At 71.6% G+C, this 22254-nt stretch carries 20 protein-coding genes and 11 tRNA genes; 10 read left to right on the top strand and 21 right to left on the bottom strand.

The annotated features are described in order from the left end of the window. Nucleotide 1 precedes the first annotated feature (1 nt). The 13 genes from QSK37_RS28540 to QSK37_RS28480 form a co-directional block, all read right to left on the bottom strand. Nucleotides 2-75 (bottom strand) — tRNA-His (locus tag QSK37_RS28540). A gap of 27 nt (nucleotides 76-102) precedes the next feature. Further along, a tRNA-Val gene (locus QSK37_RS28535) sits at nucleotides 103-174 on the bottom strand. A gap of 5 nt (nucleotides 175-179) precedes the next feature. Next, nucleotides 180-252 (bottom strand) — tRNA-Arg (locus QSK37_RS28530). A gap of 1 nt (nucleotide 253) precedes the next feature. Next, nucleotides 254-327: transfer RNA gene (locus QSK37_RS28525), tRNA-Asn, on the bottom strand. A gap of 1 nt (nucleotide 328) precedes the next feature. After that, nucleotides 329-408, bottom strand: a tRNA-Met gene (locus QSK37_RS28520). 12 nt (nucleotides 409-420) lie between these two features. Next, a tRNA-Ser gene (locus QSK37_RS28515) sits at nucleotides 421-510 on the bottom strand. A 41-nt stretch (nucleotides 511-551) separates the two neighbouring features. Continuing rightward, nucleotides 552-624: transfer RNA gene (locus QSK37_RS28510), tRNA-Leu, on the bottom strand. Nucleotides 625-638: 14 nt separating this feature from the next. Continuing rightward, nucleotides 639-711 (bottom strand) — tRNA-Leu (locus QSK37_RS28505). A 79-nt stretch (nucleotides 712-790) separates the two neighbouring features. Continuing rightward, nucleotides 791-862 (bottom strand) — tRNA-Gln (locus tag QSK37_RS28500). Between the two features lie 13 nt (nucleotides 863-875). Continuing rightward, nucleotides 876-948: transfer RNA gene (locus QSK37_RS28495), tRNA-Arg, on the bottom strand. Between the two features lie 100 nt (nucleotides 949-1048). Beyond that, a tRNA-Gly gene (locus QSK37_RS28490) sits at nucleotides 1049-1120 on the bottom strand. 257 nt (nucleotides 1121-1377) lie between these two features. Further along, nucleotides 1378-2580: a dipeptidase gene (locus QSK37_RS28485; RefSeq protein ID WP_285627027.1), complete on the bottom strand. Its 1203-nt coding sequence runs from the start codon at nucleotides 2578-2580 to the stop codon at nucleotides 1378-1380. A gap of 33 nt (nucleotides 2581-2613) precedes the next feature. Then, a complete protein-coding gene (locus QSK37_RS28480) occupies nucleotides 2614-3816 on the bottom strand; it encodes a cysteine desulfurase-like protein (RefSeq protein ID WP_285627024.1) in 1203 nt (400 codons plus the stop codon). A gap of 161 nt (nucleotides 3817-3977) precedes the next feature. On the opposite strand from QSK37_RS28480, the gene QSK37_RS28475 reads away from it, so the two are divergent. Then, the gene (locus QSK37_RS28475; protein ID WP_285583709.1) at nucleotides 3978-4358 is read left to right on the top strand and encodes a YkvA family protein; all 381 of its coding nucleotides are present in this window, start codon (nucleotides 3978-3980) and stop codon (nucleotides 4356-4358) included. A gap of 22 nt (nucleotides 4359-4380) precedes the next feature. On the opposite strand, the gene QSK37_RS28470 is transcribed toward QSK37_RS28475, so the two are convergent. Further along, on the bottom strand, nucleotides 4381-4767 hold the full coding sequence (locus QSK37_RS28470) for a VOC family protein (RefSeq protein ID WP_285627019.1): 387 nt from the start codon (nucleotides 4765-4767) through the stop codon (nucleotides 4381-4383). Between the two features lie 77 nt (nucleotides 4768-4844). On the opposite strand from QSK37_RS28470, the gene QSK37_RS28465 reads away from it, so the two are divergent. Together QSK37_RS28465 and QSK37_RS28460 are read left to right on the top strand one after the other, a co-directional pair. After that, entirely contained in the window at nucleotides 4845-5465 is a 621-nt protein-coding gene (locus tag QSK37_RS28465) for a nucleoside/nucleotide kinase family protein (protein WP_285627016.1), read from the top strand. 114 nt (nucleotides 5466-5579) lie between these two features. Next, nucleotides 5580-8789 (top strand): NACHT domain-containing protein, encoded by a 3210-nt coding sequence (locus tag QSK37_RS28460; RefSeq protein ID WP_285627013.1) that lies wholly within the window; start codon nucleotides 5580-5582, stop codon nucleotides 8787-8789. Nucleotides 8790-8798: 9 nt separating this feature from the next. On the opposite strand, the gene QSK37_RS28455 is transcribed toward QSK37_RS28460, so the two are convergent. Beyond that, nucleotides 8799-8969 (bottom strand): hypothetical protein, encoded by a 171-nt coding sequence (locus QSK37_RS28455; protein WP_285627010.1) that lies wholly within the window; start codon nucleotides 8967-8969, stop codon nucleotides 8799-8801. Nucleotides 8970-9239: 270 nt separating this feature from the next. Between QSK37_RS28455 and rodA the strand changes: the two genes are divergently transcribed. From rodA to QSK37_RS28435, 4 genes are all read left to right on the top strand, one after another. Continuing rightward, nucleotides 9240-10427 carry a rod shape-determining protein RodA gene (rodA, locus tag QSK37_RS28450; RefSeq protein ID WP_285627007.1) on the top strand — a complete coding sequence of 396 codons (1188 nt, stop codon included), beginning with the start codon at nucleotides 9240-9242 and terminating at the stop codon, nucleotides 10425-10427. Nucleotides 10428-10509: 82 nt separating this feature from the next. Further along, nucleotides 10510-10881, top strand: coding sequence for a hypothetical protein (locus QSK37_RS28445; RefSeq protein ID WP_285627004.1), 372 nt, complete (start codon nucleotides 10510-10512; stop codon nucleotides 10879-10881). 139 nt (nucleotides 10882-11020) lie between these two features. After that, nucleotides 11021-11182 (top strand): hypothetical protein, encoded by a 162-nt coding sequence (locus tag QSK37_RS28440; RefSeq protein WP_285627001.1) that lies wholly within the window; start codon nucleotides 11021-11023, stop codon nucleotides 11180-11182. 119 nt (nucleotides 11183-11301) lie between these two features. Further along, nucleotides 11302-13362 carry a catalase gene (locus QSK37_RS28435; RefSeq protein WP_285626999.1) on the top strand — a complete coding sequence of 687 codons (2061 nt, stop codon included), beginning with the start codon at nucleotides 11302-11304 and terminating at the stop codon, nucleotides 13360-13362. A 16-nt stretch (nucleotides 13363-13378) separates the two neighbouring features. On the opposite strand, the gene QSK37_RS28430 is transcribed toward QSK37_RS28435, so the two are convergent. Further along, the gene (locus QSK37_RS28430; protein WP_285626997.1) at nucleotides 13379-13951 is read right to left on the bottom strand and encodes a TetR/AcrR family transcriptional regulator; all 573 of its coding nucleotides are present in this window, start codon (nucleotides 13949-13951) and stop codon (nucleotides 13379-13381) included. An 83-nt stretch (nucleotides 13952-14034) separates the two neighbouring features. Here QSK37_RS28430 and QSK37_RS28425 point away from each other — a divergent pair, with 83 nt between their 5' ends. Next, nucleotides 14035-14988 (top strand): NADP-dependent oxidoreductase, encoded by a 954-nt coding sequence (locus tag QSK37_RS28425; protein ID WP_285626994.1) that lies wholly within the window; start codon nucleotides 14035-14037, stop codon nucleotides 14986-14988. Nucleotides 14989-15046: 58 nt separating this feature from the next. Here QSK37_RS28425 and QSK37_RS28420 read toward each other — a convergent pair whose 3' ends face one another. The 5 genes from QSK37_RS28420 to QSK37_RS28400 all read right to left on the bottom strand — a co-directional run bounded on the left by QSK37_RS28420 (nucleotide 15047) and on the right by QSK37_RS28400 (nucleotide 19075). Continuing rightward, nucleotides 15047-15514: an AAA family ATPase gene (locus tag QSK37_RS28420; RefSeq protein ID WP_285627576.1), complete on the bottom strand. Its 468-nt coding sequence runs from the start codon at nucleotides 15512-15514 to the stop codon at nucleotides 15047-15049. A 150-nt stretch (nucleotides 15515-15664) separates the two neighbouring features. Further along, nucleotides 15665-16663 carry a hypothetical protein gene (locus QSK37_RS28415; protein WP_285626992.1) on the bottom strand — a complete coding sequence of 333 codons (999 nt, stop codon included), beginning with the start codon at nucleotides 16661-16663 and terminating at the stop codon, nucleotides 15665-15667. A 91-nt stretch (nucleotides 16664-16754) separates the two neighbouring features. Next, on the bottom strand, nucleotides 16755-17678 hold the full coding sequence (locus QSK37_RS28410; RefSeq protein WP_285626989.1) for a MerR family transcriptional regulator: 924 nt from the start codon (nucleotides 17676-17678) through the stop codon (nucleotides 16755-16757). 15 nt (nucleotides 17679-17693) lie between these two features. Next, on the bottom strand, nucleotides 17694-18446 hold the full coding sequence (locus tag QSK37_RS28405; protein WP_285626986.1) for an alpha/beta fold hydrolase: 753 nt from the start codon (nucleotides 18444-18446) through the stop codon (nucleotides 17694-17696). Between the two features lie 32 nt (nucleotides 18447-18478). After that, nucleotides 18479-19075, bottom strand: a complete 597-nt coding sequence (locus tag QSK37_RS28400; RefSeq protein ID WP_285626984.1) for a TetR/AcrR family transcriptional regulator — start codon at nucleotides 19073-19075, stop codon at nucleotides 18479-18481. 165 nt (nucleotides 19076-19240) lie between these two features. On the opposite strand from QSK37_RS28400, the gene QSK37_RS28395 reads away from it, so the two are divergent. Then, a complete protein-coding gene (locus tag QSK37_RS28395) occupies nucleotides 19241-20203 on the top strand; it encodes an alpha/beta hydrolase family protein (RefSeq protein WP_285626981.1) in 963 nt (320 codons plus the stop codon). 712 nt (nucleotides 20204-20915) lie between these two features. Further along, nucleotides 20916-22010, top strand: a complete 1095-nt coding sequence (locus QSK37_RS28390) for a hypothetical protein (protein WP_285626979.1) — start codon at nucleotides 20916-20918, stop codon at nucleotides 22008-22010. The last annotated feature ends 244 nt before the right edge of the window (nucleotides 22011-22254 follow it).

Below are 22254 nucleotides of genomic sequence, written 5' to 3'. Positions count from 1 at the left end.
AGGGTGAACAGGGGGATTCGAACCCGCCTCTTCCGGGGCCACAACCCGGCGTGCTTCCGTTACACCATGATCACCATGGCGTCCCTTTTCCGTGGGACGCGGTCGACCGAGCAGGAGTCGAACCTGCCACGCGCGCCGTGTAAAGGCGCCGCTCTACCGATGAGCTACCGGTCGTGACGTACCCTCGGCCGGAATCGAACCGGCGACCTACCGCTCCGGAGGCGGGCGCTCTTTCCGCTGAGCTACGAGGGTCTGGCTCCGGTGGCCGGATTCGAACCAGCATGTCGCGGGCAACAACCGCGCATCCTGCCGTTGGATGACACCGGAATGGTCGCGCAGGTGGGATTCGAACCCACGATCTCCCGGCTTATGGGGCCGGTGGGGACGGCCTGACTCCCCTACTGCGCTGTGATCTTCTTCTGGCGGAAGGTGAGGGATTCGAACCCCCGCAGGTGCGACCCTGGCCTCCGTTTTCGAAACGGGCGCGATACCGGACTCCGCCAACCTTCCCTGACCGGGCCGTCGCCCCCGTCGGGACGGCCCGGTCGTCGTACCGCCACAAGGATTCGAACCTTGACCTTCGCGTCCTGAGCGCGACGCCTCTACCGGTTGGGCCATGGCGGCCTGATGACACTGCGTACGCTCGGCGGGACTCGAACCCGCACCTCCGGCTCCTCGGGCCGGTGCCTCTGCCGATTGGGCCACGAGCGCTTGAAGAGCCGCCACCCGGTGCCGACCCGGGCCACCCGCCGTACGAAGGCGGGGTCACAAGCCGTGTGCGGCGGCCTCGCTCCCTGGCAAGGATTCGAACCTCGTTTCCGCGATCCAGAATCGCGTGTCCTGCCGGTTGGACGACCAGGGAATGATCACGTACGCGCCTCCACCAGGACTCGAACCTGGGGCCTCCCGTTCCGCAAACGGGCGCTCTCTCCACTGAGCTACAGAGGCTGGGCGCGGCGGCCGGGAACCCGGAAAAGGCCGCCGCGTGTAAATGTCTTCCGCTGTGGAGTTGTCAAAACGCGCTCCCCCGCCATAGGCAGGAGAAAAGCATGGGTGGCAGGAGTCGAACCCGCTTCTCGCCGGACTTGGAAACCGGCCGCCTATCCGTTGGCTCACCCACAAGCATTGCTTACTTATAAAAAGAGCCGCCCGGGACGATGTCCTCGGGCGGCCCGTCACGACAGGCGCGACCTATCCCGAGGATCCCCTGAGGAGGACATGCAGCAGCTCATATCGCGTGCCCTGCGACATCTGCCAGTGCGCGGTATTCATTCGCGCTTCCTCCTCTCCTGTCGTTCTGATGCTTCCATCATAAGAACCCTCGCCGCGAGGGCAACGTATTTAATTCGGACGCCGTACCCGCGAATCGGGTTCCCCTCAGCCGTCCAGTTGTTCGATCGTCGCGATCGACGGCGTCTCCGTACGGCTCAGGTCGCGGGCGGTGTCCTCGGCGGCGCGCAGGACGCGTACGGCGTTGCCCCAGGTGAGCTTGGCCAGGTCCGGCTCGGACCACCCCCGGCCGAGCAGTTCGGCGATCAGGTTCGGGTATGCGGCCACGTCGGACAGGCCGTCCGGGGTGAACGGGGTGCCGTCGAAGTCGCCGCCGATGCCGAGGTGGTCGATGCCGGCCACCTCGCGCATGTGGTCGAGGTGGTCGGCGACCGTCGCCGGGGTCGCGACCGGCCGCGGGTTGGCGGTCTCGAACTCCGTGCGCACCTTGGTGGCCTCCGGACTGGTGTCGAAGCGGTGGAAGCCGGCCGCCTCGACGTGCTCGTCGGCGGCCTTGGTCCAGTCGATGGCCTCGGGCAGCACGAACTTCGGCACGAACGTCGCCATCGCGACCCCGCCGTTGGCCGCCAGGGACGTCAGGACGTCGTCGGGGATGTTGCGCGGGTGGTCGCAGACGGCGCGCGAGGACGAGTGCGAGAAGATCACCGGTGCCCGGCTGACCCGGAGGGCGTCCCGCATCGTGTCGGGGGCCACGTGGGAGAGGTCGACGAGCATGCCCAGCCGGTTCATCTCGCGGACGACCTCCTCGCCGAAGCGGGTGAGGCCGTTCGCGGCCGGCTCGTCGGTGGCCGAGTCCGCCCAGGGCACGTTGTCGTTGTGCGTAAGCGTCATGTAACGGACGCCCAGCGCGTACAGGGCGCGCAGTGTGGCCAGTGAGTTGTCGATCGAGTGGCCGCCCTCGGCGCCCATCAGCGACGCGATCCGGCCGTCCGCCCATGCCGCCTCGACGTCGTCGGCGGTCAGGGCGATGCGCAGGTGGTCCGGGTAGCGCGCGGCGAGGGCGCGGACGCAGTCGATCTGCTCCAGCGTCGCGCTGACCGCGTGGCCGCCCCCCAGCTCCGCGGGCACGTACACGGACCAGAACTGCGCACCCACCCCGCCCGCGCGCAGGCGGGCGAGGTCGGTGTGCAGTCGTCCCGTCTGGTCGATGGCGATGTCGCACGCGTCGAGGTCGTATCCGGACTGCTCGCGCAGCGCCCACGGAAGGTCGTTGTGCCCGTCAACCACGGGGTGGCCGGCGAGCAGCGCACGGGCGCGCTCCAGATGGCCGGAATCGACGGTGTACGTCATACGGTGTCCTCACTGCCCGCTGTCGGATGGTGCTCAACGCAATTCTGATACGGCCGCCAGCAGCCGTTCGACGTCGGACCGGTCGTTGTAGTGCACGAGCCCGGCGCGTACGGCGCCGCCCTGGTCGCGAATGCCGAGGGCCGCGGTGAGCTCCCACGCGTAGTTGTGCCCGTTCCAGACGTTCACCCGGCGCGAGGCGAGGTGCTCGGCGACCGCGCGCGGCGTGTGCCCGCCGACGGTGAAGTAGACGGTGGCGGTACGCCGCCGGGGAGCGCCGATGAGCCGTACTCCGGGGATGGCGGCGAGCCCGTCGAGCAGGTGGGCGAGCTCGGCCTGTTCGTGCGCCTCCACCGCGGTCATCGAGGCCAGGATCCGCTGCCGCCGCGTGCCGGTGGCGTCGGAGCCGAGTCCGGCCAGGTGGTCGACGGCGGCGGTCACGCCCGCGAGGTCGGCGAACGGCGCGGTGCCGGTCTCGAAGCGTTCGGGCACCTCGGTGGTCGAGGAGGCGAGCTTGTCGGGCTGGACGGTCTCCAGCAGCGACGGCGCGGCGACGACCGTGCCGATGTGCGGGCCGGACCACTTGTAGGCGCTGGTCGCGTAGAAGTCGGCGCCGAGCGCGGACACGTCGATCGGGGTGTGCGGCGTGGCGTGCACGCCGTCGACGTAGGTGAGCGCGCCGGCGTCGTGGGCACGCTTGGTGATCGCCGCGACGTCGGGCATGGTGCCGAGGATGTTGCTGGCGGCGGTGACCGCGACGAGCCGGGTGCGGTCGCCGAGGAGGGTGTCGTACTGCTCGGCGGGCAGTTCGCCGGCGGGCAGGTCGACCTCGGCCCAGCGGACGGTGGCGCCGGCGCGCTCGGCCGCCTGCACCCAGGGCCGTACGTTCGCGTCGTGGTCCAGGCGGGACAGCACGATCTCGTCGCCGGGACGCCAGGTACGGGAGAGCGCGTACGAGAAGCGGTAGGTCAGTGTGGTCATGTTGGGCCCCAGCACGACTCCGCGCGGATCACCGCCGACCAGGTCGGCGACGGCCCGGCGGGCGTCCTCGACGATGGCGCCGGAGCGGTCGCTGGCCGGGAACGCGCCGCCGACGTTGCCGACACCGCCCTCGTACGCGCCCGCGATCGCGGAGATCACCGACTCGGGGACCTGTGTGCCCGCCGCTCCGTCCAGGTAGGCGTAGCCATCGCGCAGGGCCGGGTACGCTGCGCGAATCGATGCCAGGTCCAGGGTCATGTCAGCTCCAAAACACGCGTTCGGTCCGAAACTACGTGGCCCCAGGCTCTCGCGGGACGGCGGAGAGGGGAACCCCGACCGTCCCGCGCGAATCCAACCGGAATGAAAACGGCTAGGCGGGACATACTCCGCGTGGAGCCCCCGAGTACGGAGGAGATCGCATGATCCTTCCCGGCGTTCTCGCGCTTCTCGTCGGCGCGGTGCTGGCCTTCGCCGTCCACGGTGACGTCGGGGGCGTCGGCGTCGGCACGGTCGGCGTCATCGTGATGATCCTCGGCGCCCTGATCCTCATCGCAGGCCTGCTGCGCCTGCGCCGCGGCAGCCGGCAGCGGGTCGCCGGCCACCGGGACCGGGTGTACCGCACGAGCAAGGGCAAGATCATCGCGATGGTCATCGCGGTGATCTACATCGTGTCCCCGATCGACATCATCCCCGACTTCCTGCTGCCGGTCGGCGTGATCGACGACGCGACGGCGTTCGGCTGGCTGCTGTTCGCCATAGGCCAGGAACTGACCCGCCGCCGCGGCGGCCAGGCGGCCTAGATGAGGGGTGATCTGAGGCCGATCAGCCGCCGCTGCCGTACGGGCGGGTGAGGATCTCCAGGTTGTGGCCGTTCGGGTCGTCGAAGTACGCGCCTCGGCCGCCGTCGCGGTGGTTGATGCTTCCCTCCTCGTGGTGGGCGGGGTCGGCGTAGTAGTGGATGCCGGCGTCCTGGATGCGCCCGAAGATCGCGTCGAACTCCTCGTCCGACACCAGGAACGCGTAGTGCTGCGGCACGATCCGGTCCGGTTCGGCCTCCATGAAGTCCAGCGTGACCCCGTTGGCCGTCTGGACCGGCAGGAACGGGCCGAACGGCGCCCCGACCTCCAGGCCCAGGACGCGGGCCGTGAACTCCGCGGAGGCCGCCTTGTCGCGGGCCGCGACGATGGTGTGGTTCAACTGGATCGACATCGGTCTCACCTCTTCCCGAGACTCCTCACCCGGGGTACCTACCCAGCCGTACCCGGGTCGGCGGGCAGGATGGCGGGGTGCGCATCCGGCCGATCACCCCTCCGCTCCTGATCGAGGAGATCGCCGACCGTGTCGCGTCCGCCGGGACGCCCTGGGTGCGGGTCGCCGTCGATGGTCCGCCGCCCGCGCGGCCGGACGAGCTCGCCGACGCGCTGGCCGGGCCGCTGCGGCTGCGCGGCCGGGCGGTCGTGCGCGTCTCCGCGCGTGACTTCCTGCGCCCGGCGTCGCTGCGCTTCGAGCACGGCCGTACCGATCCGGACGTCTTCTACGACGACTGGCTCGACGTGGGGGCGCTGGACCGGGAGGTCCTCGGTCCGCTCGGGCCTGGCGGCACGGGCCGGGTGCTGCCCGCCCTGTGGGACAGCGAGACCGACCGTGCGGTGCGGGCCGCGTACGTCACGCTGCCGCCGGGCGGGGTGGTGCTGGTGTACGGCGCGCTGCTGCTCGGCCGCGGCCTCCCGTTCGACCTGACGGCGCATCTGTGGCTCTCCCCGGCGGCGCTGCGGCGCAAGGTCGCGGCCGACGAAGCGTGGACGCTGCCGGCCTACGAGCGGTACGAACGCGAGGCCGACCCGGCCGGAACCGCCGATCTGGTCGTCCGCATGGACCACCCCGATCGGCCCGCGCTCGTCGAATGAGCCGTAAGGGCCGCCGGAAAGGCGCCCGCGGACACGCCGCGCTGTTCCACGGGCACGTAAATGGGCGATGATGAAACGCACCGCCACTTCCCCGAAAAGCCGTGTGGAGCCGATGTGTCAGAGTCGTTGACCTATGTCGACGCGCTGAGAATCCTTGGTGATCGCCAGAGCCGACTCGTCAGCCTCCTCGACGGCGTGATGTCGGCGGGCCTTGCGACCTGGGCGGCGACCGCGTGGACGATGGGCGGCGACGCGTCCGCGCCGATGAACCTGTTCGACCTCAAGGACGAGGTGGTCCGGTTCGGGCACGAGTCGATGCGCCGGATCTCCGAGCGCCGCAACGGCCTGTCCCGGTACGACCGCACCCAGCGGCTCGCCGCCGCGCACGCCGTGCTCGTGGTCTCGTCCTACTTCGAGACGCTGGACCGTACGGAGCTGCCGCTCACGCCGGACCGGCTCGCCGTCGCGGCCGGTGAGCGGCTCGCGCCGGACGAGAGCCCGTCCAAGGGGTACGTCGACCTGATCGACGGGCTGCTCAGCGACCGGCTGCCGATGCCCGAGCCGCACGTGCCGTACGCCCGCACGCGCGAGGCCATCGAGGGCGTCTACGACCTGATGTCACGCCGTCTCACGACGCTGCTGCGCGCCGCGCCGGAGTGGAGCGCCCTGGCCGGGCGCGAGCGCACCCGCGTGCTGGACGCCGTGCGCCGCATGCCGCCGCAGGCGCTCAGCGCGTACGACGACGCGTTCCGCCGGCTGGCCTCCGACAACCGCGAGTTCGAGGTGTGGGCCAGCTTCACCGAGGCGTCCGGGCTGAGCGCGGGCCTGGCCGAGGTGGGCCGGCTGCTCGGCGAGATGGCGGGCCGGCAGGCCGGCGACCGGCCGCGCAGCCACCTGATCCGCGCCTACCGCGCCGCACTCGCCGAACCGGTCGTGACCACCGGGCACGCCCCGGAGTGGGTCTCGTTGCCTCCGCTCGGCGAGGCGTACATCAGCCCGCGCTGCAAGGCGGCCGAGGTGGGTCCGGGCGACACGCCGTCCGGGCAGGAGTGGTGGGACGCCCACGAGCCGGTGCCGTACGTCGAGAGGTTCCTCGCCGGGTACCTCACGCTGCCGCGCGCGGTGCGGGTGCCGCTCGTGGTGCTCGGCGAGCCCGGCTCCGGCAAGTCCAAGCTCACCGAGGTCCTCGCCGCCCGCCTGCCCGAGCAGGACTTCCTGCCGATCCGCGTCGAGCTGCGCGACGTCGAGGCCGAGTCGCTGATCCAGGAGCAGATCGAGCAGGCGATCTTCCGGCAGGCGGGCGAGCGCGTCTCCTTCCAGGACCTGCTCGACGCGGCCGCCGGAGCGCTGCCGGTGGTGATGCTCGACGGCTTCGACGAGCTCCTGCAGGCCGCCGGGGTCAACCGCTACGACTACCTGGAGCAGGTGCGCGACTTCCAGCGGCGGCAGCTCGCGCTGGGCCGTCCCGTGGTCGTGCTCGTCACGAGCCGTACGGTCGTCGCCGACCGGGTGCGGTACCCGGCGGGCAGCATCGCGCTCCAGCTCCAGCCGTTCACCGACGCCCAGGTGCGGCAGTGGCTGGAGGTCTGGCGGCGGCACAACGCCGACCTGCTGCGGGCGCGCGACCTGCGCCCGCTGACCCCCGAGGCCGCGCTGGCGCACCGCGAGCTGGCCTGCCAGCCGCTGCTCCTGCTCATGCTCGCGATCTTCGACGCGACCGAGAACGCCCTGGTGACCCGCGACGCCGGCCTCGGCCAGGCCGAGCTGTACGAGGCGCTGCTGATGGACTTCGCGCTCCGGGAGATCCGCAAGTATCCCGGCAACCAGTCGCTGTCGGCGTCCGCGCAGCGCAAGCTCGCCGAGAACGAGCTGGACCGGCTGGCGATGGTCGCGCTCGGCATGTTCGCGCGCGGCCGCCAGAGCATCACCGACGCCGAACTCGACCGCGACCTGGCGCTCCTGCGCCCGGAGCCGGACGCCGTCGATCCCGGCGACGAGGCGGCGCTCAGCCTGGCCCAGCGGGCGATCGGCCGGTTCTTCTTCATCCACCGGTCCGAGGCGCATGCCCGCGGCCACCGCACCCGCACGTACGAGTTCCTGCACACGACGTTCGGGGAGTTCCTGGTCGCCTGGCTGACCAACCGGACGCTCGGGGACCTCGTGGCAGTGCACGACCTGGTCCGCGACCGGCCGACCGCGGCCGCCGGGCGGCTCGACGACGGCTTCCTGTTCGCGGTCCTGTCGTTCGCGTGCGTGGCCGAGCGGGCGCCCGTGACCGACTTCCTCGCCGCGATCTTCCACGGGCTTCCCGACGAGACCCGTGACGGCTATCGCGAGCTGCTGCTCCAAGTGCTCGACGGCGCGCTGTACACCCATCCGAGCCGGTCCTACGCGGCGTACGAGCCGGCGCGTCACCCGCTCACGCGCCGCCTGGCCGCCTACTCCGCGAACCTGACGGTCCTGCTCGTGCTGCTGTCCGCCGAGGGCATCGGGGTACGCGCGATGTTCGCGGGCGCCGCCGTCGAACGCTGGGTCGAGCACGGCCACCTGTGGAAGGGCCAGCTGACCCCGTCGGAGTGGAGCGGCCTGGTGAACACCGTACGGGGCCGGGTGAGCCGCGGCGAGGTGGGTGTCGACGTCACCCTGACCCGCGAGGACGGCTCCCCCGCGCGCCTGCTGGAGACGTTCGTCATCGTGCCGCCCGGCGCGGTGACCGACACCACCGACTACGACGTGCTCCTGTCGCACGACCCGAAGACCTGCGACCTCGCCGTGCCGGCGTCGAGCTACCTCGGCCTGTCGATCCGGGAGCTGGCGTTCCTGCCGAACTGGCACACGGGGATGCTGCTGCTCCAGGCCGTGCCGTACCTGCGGGCGATGGGCGAGCAGCTCCGCTGGCGCCGGGGCGAGGACGGCGCGATCCTGCCCGCGTACCTGCTCTCGCTGCTGGACCACACCAAAGAGGCGCCGGCGTGGGAACGCGTGGAACACTACGCACCCTGTTTCGAGGCCCTGCCGGCGTTCCCGGCACTGGGCCGGCTGGTCCTGCTCCGGCTGCGTGAGGACGCCCGCTCGCTGCCGGTCGCGACGACGGTCGACCTCCTCCGCGAGGCCGCCTGCGTGCCGCCGTCAGAGGCCTACCTCGACATCGTCAACGACCTGTGGGCCCGCCACTCCGGCAAGACCTCCCCCGGCATCGGCGGCCGGGGGATGGTCATCGCGCTGGTACGCGCGCTCCGGCAGAAGTGGCCGGACGCGGACCTGGACGGGCTGGCTCCGGGCCTGCGCTCGGCCACGTTCGGCAAGCGCCGCCCGGAGTCGTGACCCGCCCGCTCAGACGCGCAGCGCGCGCCGGGCGAGCCGGAACCCGAGGTCCAGCCCGAACTGCGTGAGTACGCCCGCTCCGCAGGCGCCGGCGATCGCCAGCGCGATCGGCTCGAGGAGCGGGAACAGTGCGCGCATCACCGCGGCGAGGTCGCCGGGGATGCTGATAACGATGGTCATGACGGACCTCCCGTCTCCGCGCCGGAGGGCGCGGCGCCGGACCCGTCACGCGTCAGCGACGGCGCATGCCGGGTGCGACGGATCGTCGCCGGTGGGACACCGGCCGGGATGACAGGAACTCAACTCCGTCTCACCTCCTCAGACATGCGTCACGCCTCGCGATGAGGCGCCGTTTTCAGTGAAACCGCAGTTCACCGGGCTTGTCAAACGATTGCGTGAATGGGAGGAAACCGGGGCGGCGGCCGTCGCCGGGCCGGGTAGGCACCCTGCATGTCCGCTGGATACGGCGGTTCGCTGTCCACCTTCCGGCGTTCGCCGATAAGACGCGCGATCGGCCGCGGGTCGATTTTCCGGCGCCTCGACTGGGTGCTGCTGGGCGCCGTCCTCGGGCTGACCTGGCTGGGCACGCTGCTCGTCTGGTCGGCGACCCGGCCCGGCCTCGTCCAGGCCGGCCGCGACCCGGAGAGCTACCTGAAGAAGCACCTGCTGACCGTGGCGGTCGGCCTGATGCTGGCCCTCGCGGTGTCCATGCTGGACTACCGGCTGGTCCGCGCGTACGCGCCGGTGCTCTACGTCGCCTCCTGCATCGGGCTCGTCGCGGTGCTCACCCCGCTCGGCTCGACGATCAAGGGCCACCACTCGTGGATCGAGGTGGGCGGCGGCTTCCAGCTCCAGCCGGCCGAGTTCGGCAAGGTCGGGCTGGTGATGGTGCTCGCGGTCCTGCTCGGCGAGCCGCGCGACGGCCACACCGAACCCGGCGCCGGTGACCTGCTCGCCTCCCTCCTGCTCGCGGGAGTGGTCGTCGGCCTGATCGTCATGCAGCCGGACCTCGGCACGACGATGGTCCTCGGCGTGCTGATCCTGGCGATGGTGGCGGTGTCCGGGGTGTCCCGGCGCTGGCTGTTCGCGCTGTCCGGCGGCGCGGTGGCGGCGGCCGTCGCCGGCTGGCAGCTGCACGTGCTCAAGCCGTACCAGGTCGACCGGTTCATCGCCTTCGCCTACCCGGCCGCAGACCCGAAGGGCGTCGGCTACAACGCCGCGCAGGCACGGATCGCGGTGGGCTCGGGCGGCGTGTTCGGCCGCGGCCTGTTCCGCGGGCAGCAGACCGCGGGTCACTTCGTGCCCGAACAGCACACCGACTTCATCTTCACCGTGGCCGGGGAGGAACTCGGCTTCATCGGGTCCGCGCTGATCGTGGCGCTGCTCGGCCTGGTGGTGTGGCGTGCGCTGCGCATCGCGATCAACTGCGAGAACAGCTTCGGCGTCCTGCTGGCGTCGGGTGTCGCGTGCTGGCTGGGCTTCCAGGCCTTCGAGAACATCGGCATGTGCCTCGGCCTGATGCCGATCACCGGCGTACCCCTGCCCTACCTGTCGTACGGCGGATCGGCGACGCTCGCCAACATGGTCGCGCTGGGCCTGCTCCAGGCCGTCCACGTACGCCGTCACACGTTCGCCTGACGCGCAGTGATCACCGAACCGTTCCGGACCCCCGGTAGGCGGGGTATGGAGTAGTTTCGAAGGCCACCGACCAGGAGGTTTCATGCCGGCCGCCGACCGCACGCGCAGGTCGCCGCTGGCCTGCCTGCTGGTCGCGCTGGCTCTCGCGCTCGGGCTGAGCGGCGCCGCGCAGATGGGCGCCGGAGCGGGCGGCGGGCACCCGATGGTGACCGCCGCGTCCGGCGTTCCCGGCCCGCAGGCCGTTCTCGATCTCCACGCCCAGCCCCGGCTCGGTGCGCCTCGGGCGGACGCCGCGGCGGTGCCGTCCGCGCTGCTCGTCATCCTGCTGCTCGGCCGCCGGCTCCGCCGGATCCCGGCGCGCGCGGCGCGAGGAGCCCCGGGCCGCCCGCCGCGCGGCGGCCGGGCTCCCCCGGCCTCCCCACCGGTCCAGGGCCCTCTCACCGCGGAGCTGTGAGGACGGGCCTTCGGGCGGGGCGGTCGTGGGAGGACCGTCCGGCCGGGCCGGTTCGCGCCCGCGGTGTCCGTACGGGACCCGTGTCACGCACGGACGGTGTGTCTTCCGCCGTCCGCCGATTCCACGTGGAGACGTCTCCATGTCCACTCTTGCCATCTGCGTCGTGGCCGTCACGGTCTGCGGCGTGGCCCTGCTCGTCGCGATGTTCCCCCGGAGCGACAACCGCCTGGGGATGGCCGGGCTGGGCGTGCTGATGGCCGCCGACATCATGGCGATGGTGCACGCGGCCCTGCACGCCTGAGCGCGGCTTCCGGGCCCCTCACCCCCCTTAACCGGCCGTGACCTGCGGCTTAGTCTGGGAGTGAGGGGCCCAGACCGTTCGCCGCCCCGGCCCCGGGCGGATTCGACGGGGGGAAAGACATGACATCTCCGGATGACAAGCAACGGCAGCTCGACGCCTACCGGGTCGATCCGTGCGCCTCCGAGATGACCACGGATCTGGGGATTCCGATCGGCGAGACCGACAACTCCCTGACGGTGGGTGAACGCGGGCCGACGCTGATGGAGGACTTCCACTTCCGCGAGAAGATCACCCATTTCGACCATGAGCGCATCCCGGAGCGGGTCGTGCACGCCCGGGGCGCGGGGGCGTACGGGCACTTCGAGCTCTATGAGTCGCTCGGTGAGTACACGCGCGCGCGGTTCTTGTGCGACACCTCGGCGAGCACGCCGGCGTTCGTGCGCTTCTCGACGGTCGCCGGGTCGCGCGGATCCTCCGACACCGTGCGGGACGTGCGCGGATTCGCCACCCGGTTCTACACGAAGGAGGGCAACTTCGACCTGGTCGGCAACAACATCCCCGTCTTCTTCATCCAGGACGGGATCAAGTTCCCCGACTTCGTCCATGCCGTGAAACCCGAACCGCACAACGAGATCCCGCAGGCGTCCTCGGCCCACGACACGCTCTGGGACTTCGTGCAGCTCCAGCCCGAGACCATGCACATGATGATGTGGATGATGTCGGACCGGGCGCTGCCGCGCAGCTTCCGGATGATGCAGGGCTTCGGCGTGCACACCTTCCGCCTGGTCAACGAGGCCGGGAAGGGCACGTTCGTGAAGTTCCACTGGAAGCCGAAACTCGGCACCCACTCACTCGTCTGGGACGAGACCCAGAAGGTGGCGGGCAAGGATCCGGACTTCAACCGGCGCGACCTGTGGGAGGCGATCGAGTCCGGCCAGTACCCGGAGTACGAGCTCGGCGTCCAGCTCGTGCCCGAGGGCGAGGAGGGCCGGTTCGACTTCGACCTGCTCGACCCGACCAAGATCATCCCGGAGGAGGAGGTCCCGGTACGGCCGGTCGGCCGCCTGGTGCTGGACCGCAACCCGGACAACTTCTTCGCCGAGGTGGAGCAGGTGGCCTTCCACCTGGGCAACGTGGTCCCGGGCATCGACTTCACCGACGATCCGCTGCTCCAGGCCCGGCTGTTCTCCTACCTCGACACCCAGCTCCTGCGGCTCGGCGGCCCGAACTTCACGCAGCTGCCGGTGAACCAGCCGGTCGCGCGGGTCGACAACCACCAGGTGGACGGGCCGCACCAGACGCGGATCCCGCAGAGCCGCGCGACCTACCACCCGAACTCCATCGGCGGCGGCTGCCCGGCCCTGGCGGACGAGAACGCGTACACGCACTTCCCGGAGTACCTCGCCGGCCACAAGACGCGCAGGCGTCCCGAGAGCTTCGCCGACCACTACTCGCAGGCCACGCTGTTCTGGAACAGCATGGCGGACTGGGAGAAGGAGCACATCGTCGCGGCGTTCCGGTTCGAGCTGGGCAAGGTCGACCGCCACTACGTGCGCGAGGGCGTGGTGGAGAACCTCAACCACGTCGACCACGACCTCGCCGTCGCGGTCGCCGAGGGGGTCGGCGTCGAGCCGCCGGAGAAACCGGTGACGGACAACCACGGGCGCAGCTCGCCGGCCCTGAGCCAGGCCAACACGGCCCACAGTCCCGCCACCCGCAAGATCGCGATCCTGGTCGCCGACGGAGTGAACGCCGAGGACGTCGGGACGGTACGGGACGGGCTGCGCGACATCGGGGCGACGCCCGAGGTGCTGGCCCCGCGTGACGGTTCCGTACGGTCCGCCGACGGTGCGGCCGTGGAGGTCACCCGTGCGCTGCCGACGGTCGACTCGGTGCTGTACGACGCGGTGGTGGTGCCCGGCGGCGCGGAGTCGGTACGGACGCTGTCCCAGGACGGCGGTGCGGTGTACTTCCTCACCGAGGCGTACAAGCACTACAAGGCGATCGGCGCGCTCGGCGAGGGCCGCGACCTGCTGTCCGCCGCCCGAGTCCCGGACGGCGGCCTGGACCTGGGCGTCGTGGTGACGGACCGGCCGGACGGCGCCTTCGTCAAGGAGTTCGGCGACGCCGTGGCGGCCCACCGCCACTTCAACCGGGAGACCGCCGCCGTACCCGCCTGAGCGGCGAGAGGCGGACTCAGCGGACCGTCGGGGCCGGCGGCGCGACCGCCTCGCGCAGCTCGGCGGCGGCCTGGGCGACGAGCTCGGCGAGGGTCGCGTCCGGGTCGGCCAGCCAGCGGGACGTGGCGCGCCGGGAGATCGCTATCGCCACGTCGATGACGAAGCGTGCCTCGCCGGGCTCGACCCCGCGGCGCTCGAGCGCCCGTGCCAGCGCGCCGGCGATGTCGGCGAGCTTGTTCAGATCGCGCTCGGCCAGTGCCGGGTTGGCGGCGATCACCTTGACGCGGCGCAGCAGGAGCTCGCGCGGGCGAAAGATCTCGTCGGCGGTCCCCAGCGCGGTCAGGAGCGCCTCGAACGGTGTGAGGCCCGGATCGGCCGCCTCGACCTGGGCGACGAGGTGGGCCTCGAGTTCATCGCCGGCGAAGAGGACTTCCCGCTTGTCGGGGAAGTAGCGGTAGAAGGAGCGCTCGGTCAGACCGGCGGTGCGCGCGATCTGCGCGACCGAGGTGCGCTCGAACCCCTGCGTCTCGAACAGCTCGAGCGCCGCGCGCTCGAGCCGGCCCTGTGCGTCGGACTCCCACCTTGGCATGCCCACCAGGCTATGACAGCAGAGGCTGTCGTCGCAGTGCTACGGTCGATGACAACAGATGCTGTCATCAGTGGGAGATCGTCATGAAGGCTCTTCAGTTCGACCGATTCGGATCCCCGGACGTGATCGTGCTCCGCGACGTCCCGAAGCCGGAGCCGGGACCCGGCCAGATCCGGATCGCCGTTCGGGCGTGCGGCCTGACCCCGGCCGACTGGCACACGGTCGACGGCCTCCTCGCCGACCAGTTGCCGCCGCTGCCGCGCGGGCTCGGCTTCGAGGTCGCGGGCACCGCCGACGCGCTCGGTGCGGGCGTCGACGGTGTCGAGATCGGCGACCGTGTGTTCGGCCCGGCGACCTTCGACGGCCCGACGGCCGGGGCCGCCGAGTACGCGCTGATGGCGACCTGGGCACGCATCCCCGAGGGCGTCGCCGCCGAGCAGGCCGCCGCGCTGCCGATGGCGGCCGAGACGGCGTGGCGCGCGCTCGACGACCTCGGTGTCCAGCCGGGTGAGCTGTTGCTCGTCCACGGCGCGGGCGCCACCGTGGGTGAGGCGGCGGTGCGCTTGGCGCTGCACCGGGGTGTCCGGGTGATCGCCACCGCCGGGCCGGCGCGGGCCGCCGCCCTGGAAGAGATCGGCGCCCGGGTGACCGGCTACGGCGCCGGCATGGCCGAACGCGTCGCCGCACTGGCCGGTGGCCGCGTCGACCGTGCTCTGGACACGGCCCCGACCGGTGGCCGGGTCGACCGCGCCGACCAGGCCAGCCCGGCCGGCGGCTCGCTGCCGACCCTGATCGAGCTGACCGGGGACCCCGACCGCGTCCTCACCGTCTCGGACTTCGCCGCCGCGGCCGAGCTGGGCACCCGGGTCACCCGCATCGACATGCGCTACCACCTGCTGGGCGAGTTCGCCCGGCTGGCCGGCGAAGGCGTCCTGGTCGTATCGGTCGCCCGCACCTACACGCTCGACCAGATCCAGGAGGCGGCTGAGCTCAGCCGGTCCCGCCGGCCCGGCGGCAAGCTCATCCTCGTCCTGTGATCGCCTTGCCGGCCTGGTCGGGCGAGACGTAACAAGATCGCGAAGTCGTACCGGCGTACTAGCCGCGGTGGATGATGACCTGGGCGAAGCCCTCGGCGCGCAGGCCGGGGATCGACGCGCGCAGTCGGTCGTACTGCCGGTCGACGAACTCGGCGGGCACGCGTCGTCCCCAGCGTGCCGAGCCGATCGGGCCGGGCCGGGTGGCGTTGCGCGCCTGGGCCAGATGCAGGGGCGTGTCGACCACGAGGGCCACGGCGGGCATCTCGTGCGCGGCGGCGAGATCGAGCAGGGGGCGGCGTGCGGCGGCCTCGACGTTCGTGGCGTCCACGACGGTGGTGAGGCGGCGGCGAAGCCTGCCGTCCAGCACGGTGTGCAGGGCGCGCACGGCTTCGCCGGTCGCGGCCTGGTTGTTCTCGTCGCCGCTGACGATCTTCCGGAAGCCGTCCAGGCTGAGCACCTGGGACGGGCGCCACTTCGCGGCGACCGTGGACTTGCCGGAACCGGGGACCCCCATGAGCACCACCAGGACGGGGTCGGTGGTCAGCGGTCCGGTCAGGCGCCGGCCCGCGGTCCCCCGGCCGAGAGCGGCGCCACGGAAGAAACGCGTCGCGACCTGGAAGGGCCCCAGCCGCCCCGCAGCGTCACCTATGGCGTTCAGGTCGGGGACCTCCGCGTGTCAACCGTACTCGGGGGCGGGGCACGGATTGCTCTGCCACACGTTCGACAGCCACTTCACCAGGTAGATCAACGCGATCAAGGCGGCGAGGACCACGGTCGCGGCCCACAGGTACTGCTCCGCCTCCCACAACGAGAGAACACCCGCGACGAAAAAGGGGGCGAACACCAGCAGGGCGAAGGTCGCCGCGATGGCGATACCGATGACTTTTCGCGTGTGACAGTTGAAGGCCTGGATCGTCTCCGCGTTGTTCCTGTCCATGGCACTCTGGTTTTTGGCCTGCGTCTGAATATCGCCGAGAAGCTGATGGTAGGTCGCCTGCGTCCAGGCCTGGTGGCCGTCGCTCGCCCGCCCCGACCACGAGTCACCGAGGCGTTCGAGCCCATCGAGCGTGGCGGAGTGCAGCCGGTTCGCGGTGCGTGTGACGCCGTCCAGCCGGTCGGCCGCCTGGAGGTACTGCCCGGGGTCTCGCACGTTGCTCCGAAGAAGCGCACCGATGGGCTGGACGAGATGTCCGAGTCCGACGAGATTCGCCGCTTTCTGAAGGCTCTGGTAGAGGCGGAAGATGTCCTCGGCGGAGGTCGAGTCCGAGGAGGTCACCGTGGTCGCCGCCGTGGTGTCCAGGGTCTGCCCGGTCGGCTGCGGCGGGGTGCCCGGCGGCGAGGAAGGCGGATCCGCCGCGACGCCCGGCTGCGAGGCGAGCCAGGACCGCCATTCGGCCTGCCCGTAGCCGGCCATCGCCGTGTCCATGTCATCGATATGGCCGTCAACGTGGCGACGGGCTCCCTGAACGCCGTCGTGCAGGCCGTCGAGCGCCACGTCGCGGTTCTTCGCCGCGTCTGCGACCACGGCCGGAAAGGCGTCCGCGGAAAGGCCGGCGGCCGCGATCGCCTGATGAAGACCCGGCAGGCTTTCGGCGACATTGGTCAGAGTGCCGTCGCGGAAATCCCGCAGTCCCGCGGTCTCGACCGTATATCCGTCCAACGCCTGGTCTGTCATCGCCCCTGACCTGCTTCCGCGATCGAATTCCGGCGCGCGAGACCACGGTAAGGAGAGGCGATGAAATCACGATGAAACAGTGGTCAATCGCCTACGCGGAGAGCGCGGCGAGGAACCATCGCGCGGCCGGCACCGGGTCCGTACGGGCCGGCGCGCCGTTGATCGTCGCGAGCAGCCGCAGATAGCGCGTCACCCGGGCGTCGGCGCCGATGCGGATCCGCTCGGCCAGCCACGCGCGGAACTCCCGGTCGTCGCGGCGGCGGTGTGCCTCGGCGAACACCGCGACGAGCCGGTCGACGATGGGGCGGGCCTCCGCGGAGGCGGGTGGCAGCCCGTCGGCGAGCGCTCCGCCGGCCAGTTCCAGTACCGCCTCCTCGGCCGCCTGCCAGTCACCCGGGTCCCCGCCGTCGGCGCCGGTCGCCCGGTCGGCCGCGTGCCGTTCGAGCGCCCGCCGTACGGCCGAGCGGAAATCCGGGTCGCTCACGAGGTGGGCGAGCTCCACCCAGGCCTCGATCCGCTCGGGGTCGTCGGGTGGCTCGGGCAGCAGGGAGCGCAGCCGGGCGGCGAAGCCCGGTTCCGGCTCGAGCCCGGCCGTGGCCTCGGCGACGAGCCCGGCGACCAGCGCACGGCGCTGCCCGCCGGACAGCCGCGCCAGCCGACCGGCCCGTACGAGCCCGTCCGCGTCCGTGTGCCGCGCGGCGGTGTACCGGAGCACGGCCTGGCGTACGCGCAGGTCGGCGATCCGCTCCTCCAGCGCCGCGGCCTCACGGGCGGCGACGTCGGCGACCGCGCGCTCGTCGGCGAGGATCCGCGCGACGGTGGCGAGGTCGACGCCGAGGTCGCGGAGGGTGCGGATCAGTTCCAGCCGGCGCAGTGCCTCCCGGTCGTAGAGCCGGTGGCCGCCGGCCGTCCGCGCGGCGACCGGCAGCAGACCGGCGTCGGAGTAGAACCGTACGGTCGGCACGGACAGGCCGCTGAGCCGCGCCACCTGGCCGATCGTCCGCAGGTCGTCCATGCCGCCCAGTGTCGCTCATCCCTCCTCCAGCACGAGACCGGCGACCGTGCCGGGAGCCTCCAGATGGACGTCGTGGCCGGTCGGGACGTCGAGCAGGCGCAGCAGCGGGGTGGCCGCCGCGACGGTGCGCAGGCGCCGGGCGAAGCCGCGCCGGTACGCCCCGAACGCCTCGGCCACCTCGGGCGGCAGGAGCTCCTCCATCTCCGGCCGCGCGGAGGAGACCACGACCAGCGGGCAGCGCGGCGCGGCGTACGTGGCGAACAGGTCCAGTGCGTCGAACTCCGCGATCAGGCGGGTCAGCGCGGGATCCCCGGCCTGCTCCAACGACGCGTCCAGGAACCCGCGCATCGTACGCCGGGCGGCCGCGGCGTCGACGCCCTCGAACGGGCCGGTCGGGTTGGTGTGCCCGTCCAAATTGACCGCGAGCGGGCACTCCGGGTGCCGCGTCGCCCAGATCGCCGCCACGAGGCCGCCGAGCGAGTGGCCCACGACCGCCGGCGCCGCCAGCCCGCGATGGGCGATGACCGCGGCCAGGTCGCCGACCGCGCCCGGCCAGGACCAGAGCGCCGCCCCCGACCGCCCGTGCCCGCGCAGGTCGGCGGTGACGACCCGGCGTCCGGCCGCGACCAGCGGCGGGACCACCGCGTCCCAGTCGTCCATGGTCCGCCCGCCGCCGTGCAGAAGTACGACCGCACGCCCGTCTCCGCCGTGGTCGCGTACCGCGATGCCCACGCCGTCCGACGGCACGACATGCTCTGAGACCGTCACCGCCGCTCCTCTCGTCGTTCCGGCGCGAACGACTATGAGGTCTCAAGCGACTTGAGCTTCAACCCTGCGATCAGGAGGCCGACCAGCCGGCGCGCGTCGTAGCGGGGACCGTTGCCGGCGCCCGCGCACAGGCCCCCGATGCCGCGCATGAGCTCGTAGGCGTCCTGGCCGGGGCGGATCTCGCCGGAGCCGGCCGCGGCGTCGAGCAGCCGGGCGCACACGGGCACGAGGCGGTCGACGAAGTAGGAGTGCAGGGGGTCGAAGCAGGGGTCGTCGGACTGCAGTACGGCGGCGAGTCCGTGCTTGGTGACCAGGAAGTCGACGAAGAGGTCGATCCACTGCCCCAGTGCGGCGTACGGCGTCGGGCCCTCCGCCAGGAGGGCGGGGCCGGCCTCGGCGAGAGCCTCCACCTGATGCCGGTAGACGGCGATGATGAGGTCCGCCCGTGTCGGGAAGTGGCGGTAGATCGTGGCCGTACCGACGCCGGCCTTGGCCGCGATGTCGCGTATCGGCGCCTCCACGCCCGAGGAGACGAAGACCGCGGCGGCCGCGTCGAGCAGGGTCTCCTTGTTGCGCCGCGCGTCCGCCCGTTTGGGCCGGTCCGCACGCCCCGCGCTCTGGTCGCTCACGCGCCCTTCCCTTCGCCACCGGCCTTGCTAAGCGGGACAGTGTCCCGTATGTTCGAAAACGGGACAACGTCCCACTTATCCATCATGCCAGATCACGGGCCCGGCACCAAGCCGCGCACGCTCGCCGGGCCGCCCGCCGTGAACCAGCCGAAAGAAGATCCCGACATGACCGAATCAGACCCGGCGATCACGGACGCGGCCATCGGCCTCGGCGCGCCCACGCCGATCGTCTCGGTGAAGCCGATTACGCTGCCGGCGCCAGGCCGGGGCGACGACCTGCGAGTGAAGGTGTCCGCGCCGACGACCGGGCGCGACCTGCCGATCATCGTCTTCTCGCACGGCTCCGGCTCGTCGCTGGACGGCTACGGCCCCTTGGCCGACTTCTGGGCCGCTCACGGCTTCGTGGTCATCCAGCCCACCCATCTGGACTCCAGGACGCTGGGCATCCCTCGCGACGATCCCCGCACACCCCGGATCTGGCGCCTCCGGGTCGAGGACCTCAAGCACGTGCTCGACCGGCTCGATCTCCTGGAGGCCGCCGTTCCCGGCCTCGGTGGACGCCTGGACCGGAGCCGCATCGCCGCGGCCGGGCACTCCTTCGGCGGCCAGACGGCGGGCAATCTGCTGGGCCTGCGCGTCCTCGATCCGGAGACCAAGGAGGAGGCGGACCTGTCCGACTCGCGGGTCAGGGCGGGCGTCCTGTTCGCCACGGCAGGAGAGGGCGGGGCCAACCTGACGCCGTTCGCGGCCGAGCACTTCGCGTACATGAACCCGAACTTCACACACCTGACCACGCCGACCCTCGTGGTCGCCGGGGACCGGGACGACACCCCACGGAAGCACCGGCTGACCGTTCGCGGGCCGGACTGGATGACCGAGCCGTACCTCCTGAGCCCCGGCGGCGAGAGCCTGCTCACTCTCTTCGGGGCGGAGCACTCGCTCGGCGGAATCGCCGGCTACGAGGTCAAGGAGACGACGGACGAGCACCCCGGACGAGTCGCCCTGGTCCAGCGGCTCACCTGGGCCTACCTCCGCCACGCGCTCGGCATCGACGACGCCGGCTGGCGTACGGCGGAAAAGGCCCTGACGGAGGGCACCCACCCACTGGGCCGCATTGAGTCCAAGTAGTACGAGTCGGAACATAGGTGACATTTCTTAGGTAGTCGCTGGAATTTCGGGCGCAAACGGCTCGATGACGCGGCACCGCCGTCGAGTGGACAAGTGACGTCGAAGAGGGGTCATTTGCCCGGCCCGCTATCGACTTACATTGACAGCCTGTAACCGAGCCGACGCCCAGGGTGATGCCTTTAGCAGTGCGAACAATGGGGGGTGTCCTAAACGAGCGCCGATGACGTTCCGTGAGTCGAGGCCGGGGACGGCCGGGATGTATGTGCGACTATGCCACCCCATTCGTCCGGCTCTGTCGCATGTGCGGTGTCACGCAGGGTGAGCGATAAAGTGTGCCTGAAGAAGCGGTGCGCGATTGACTTTCCGAAGCCGGGTAATGGCCGCTGGATTTCCTTGGTCATTTTTGCGGGAGGAATCCGGGTGAGAGTGAGCCGGAGCTTCACAACAGAAAACCGCGAGACCGCCGACACCGTACCGCCATGACGAGCGGCGATGCGACCGGTCGCGCACCCAATGTGAATTGTCCCGATTCGCTCTTGCAGAACAGGCGCGATGCAGGAGTGTGATGAAATGGCAATGATGACCATTTCGCTGCGGTTCATGGGTGATCGTGGCGACGACCCGCTGCTGTCCGGACCTACCGCACGTCACGCCTTGTCGGCCTGGGCGCGGTACGCGACCGGGAGCGGCGGCGGGCCGGACCCGGCCCCCGGTGGCGGTCGTGGGTGACCAGGCGCCGCGGTCCCGGCGCTCCGGAGAATCCGGGAGCGAGCGGGACCGGGCGGGCCGTCGCGGCCCGCGGCGCTGCCGCATCATCCTCTTCGTCCTCGGCGGCCTGCTCGGGCCCGGCTACTGGCTGTGCGGCTCGGTGTGGGGCGGCCGGCTGGTCGGGAGGTCACCGGCGGAGGGCCGCTTCACGGAGTTCGTCCTCGCGATGGTCGTCGTGGTGGTGGCGTCCTGGGGGCTGCTGCTCATCCTCGGCGAGGCACTGCTCTTCGCGCTCGCGGTGGTCCGGGCCGACGACCGGGAGCGCTACGACATCTACCGCAACCTCATGATCCTTTGGGGGTACGTCCTGACACTCGGGATCCCCCGGCACTTCCGCAAGCTGCCGGCCCAGTTCGGCACCCTGCCCGACGACGCACGGCCGCGGACGGGCGGAAGGCCACCGGCACGCGGGGACGCCCGGACGGGCCGGACCGTGAACGTGCACCACGACCGTACGGAACGCGGACAGCAGACCCGCGAGACGGCTCCCCGCCCACGGACGCGAACCGGCGCGGAGGACCGGACCCGCGAGGGCGCGCGGGACCGCTCGGCGACGCCGGAACGCACCGACGTTCGCGACGACCGTACGGAACGCGGAGAGCAGATCCGAGAAGCGGCCCCCCGCCGACGGACGCGAAGCGGCACGACCGCCCCGAGGCCCCGCACGAGCGGCGGAACGGAGGACCGGGACTCCTCGGCGGCGCCGGGGGCGCGGAAACGAGCAGCTTCGCTCGGCGCCGTCGCGCGGGAGGGCGCTCCGCCGTTGGGGCCGATCTTTCCGCCGCGACCGGCGGCCGAGGCCGAGACGACTCCTGTCTCCGGGCCCGCCTCCGGGCCGGTGGCCGCGAGCGCGCCCGTCCCGGTCGCCGCGGGTCCGGCGGCGGAGGCACGGCCGGGAACCGAGCTGCGGGACGCGCTCGACCTCCTCATGCGGTACGCCGCGCGCTTCGGCATCGGTGAGCCCGGTACGCCGGAGCCGGCACCGCCGGATCCCGGGACGCCGTTCGGCGTCGTCGCCGAGGCGGGAGGAGACACGTGACCGTGCCGTCCCGCAGCTTCCCCGGACCGCCCGGAGAACCATGTCTCGTCGAGTGACGGGCGAGGGTTCCCGGGCGGTTCGCGCATGGATCGCCGGGAGCCGGGCGGGGTACCGGCCCGGAGCCGCTCTGGACGAGCCTGGTGATGCGTCACCGCCCGTACATCACGCGCCGGAGGCAGGGGTAGCCGATGGCGGGCTTCTTCTGGGAGGAGAAACTTCTCCTGTCAGGAGAACCCCTCGAGAG

Origin of the sequence: Actinoallomurus iriomotensis, assembly GCF_030269445.1 — a bacterium.
Taxonomy (GTDB): Bacteria; Actinomycetota; Actinomycetes; order Streptosporangiales; family Streptosporangiaceae; genus Actinoallomurus; species Actinoallomurus iriomotensis.
Note: the sequence above shows the minus strand (reverse complement) of the source record. Positions and strands in the feature narration are given on the sequence as shown.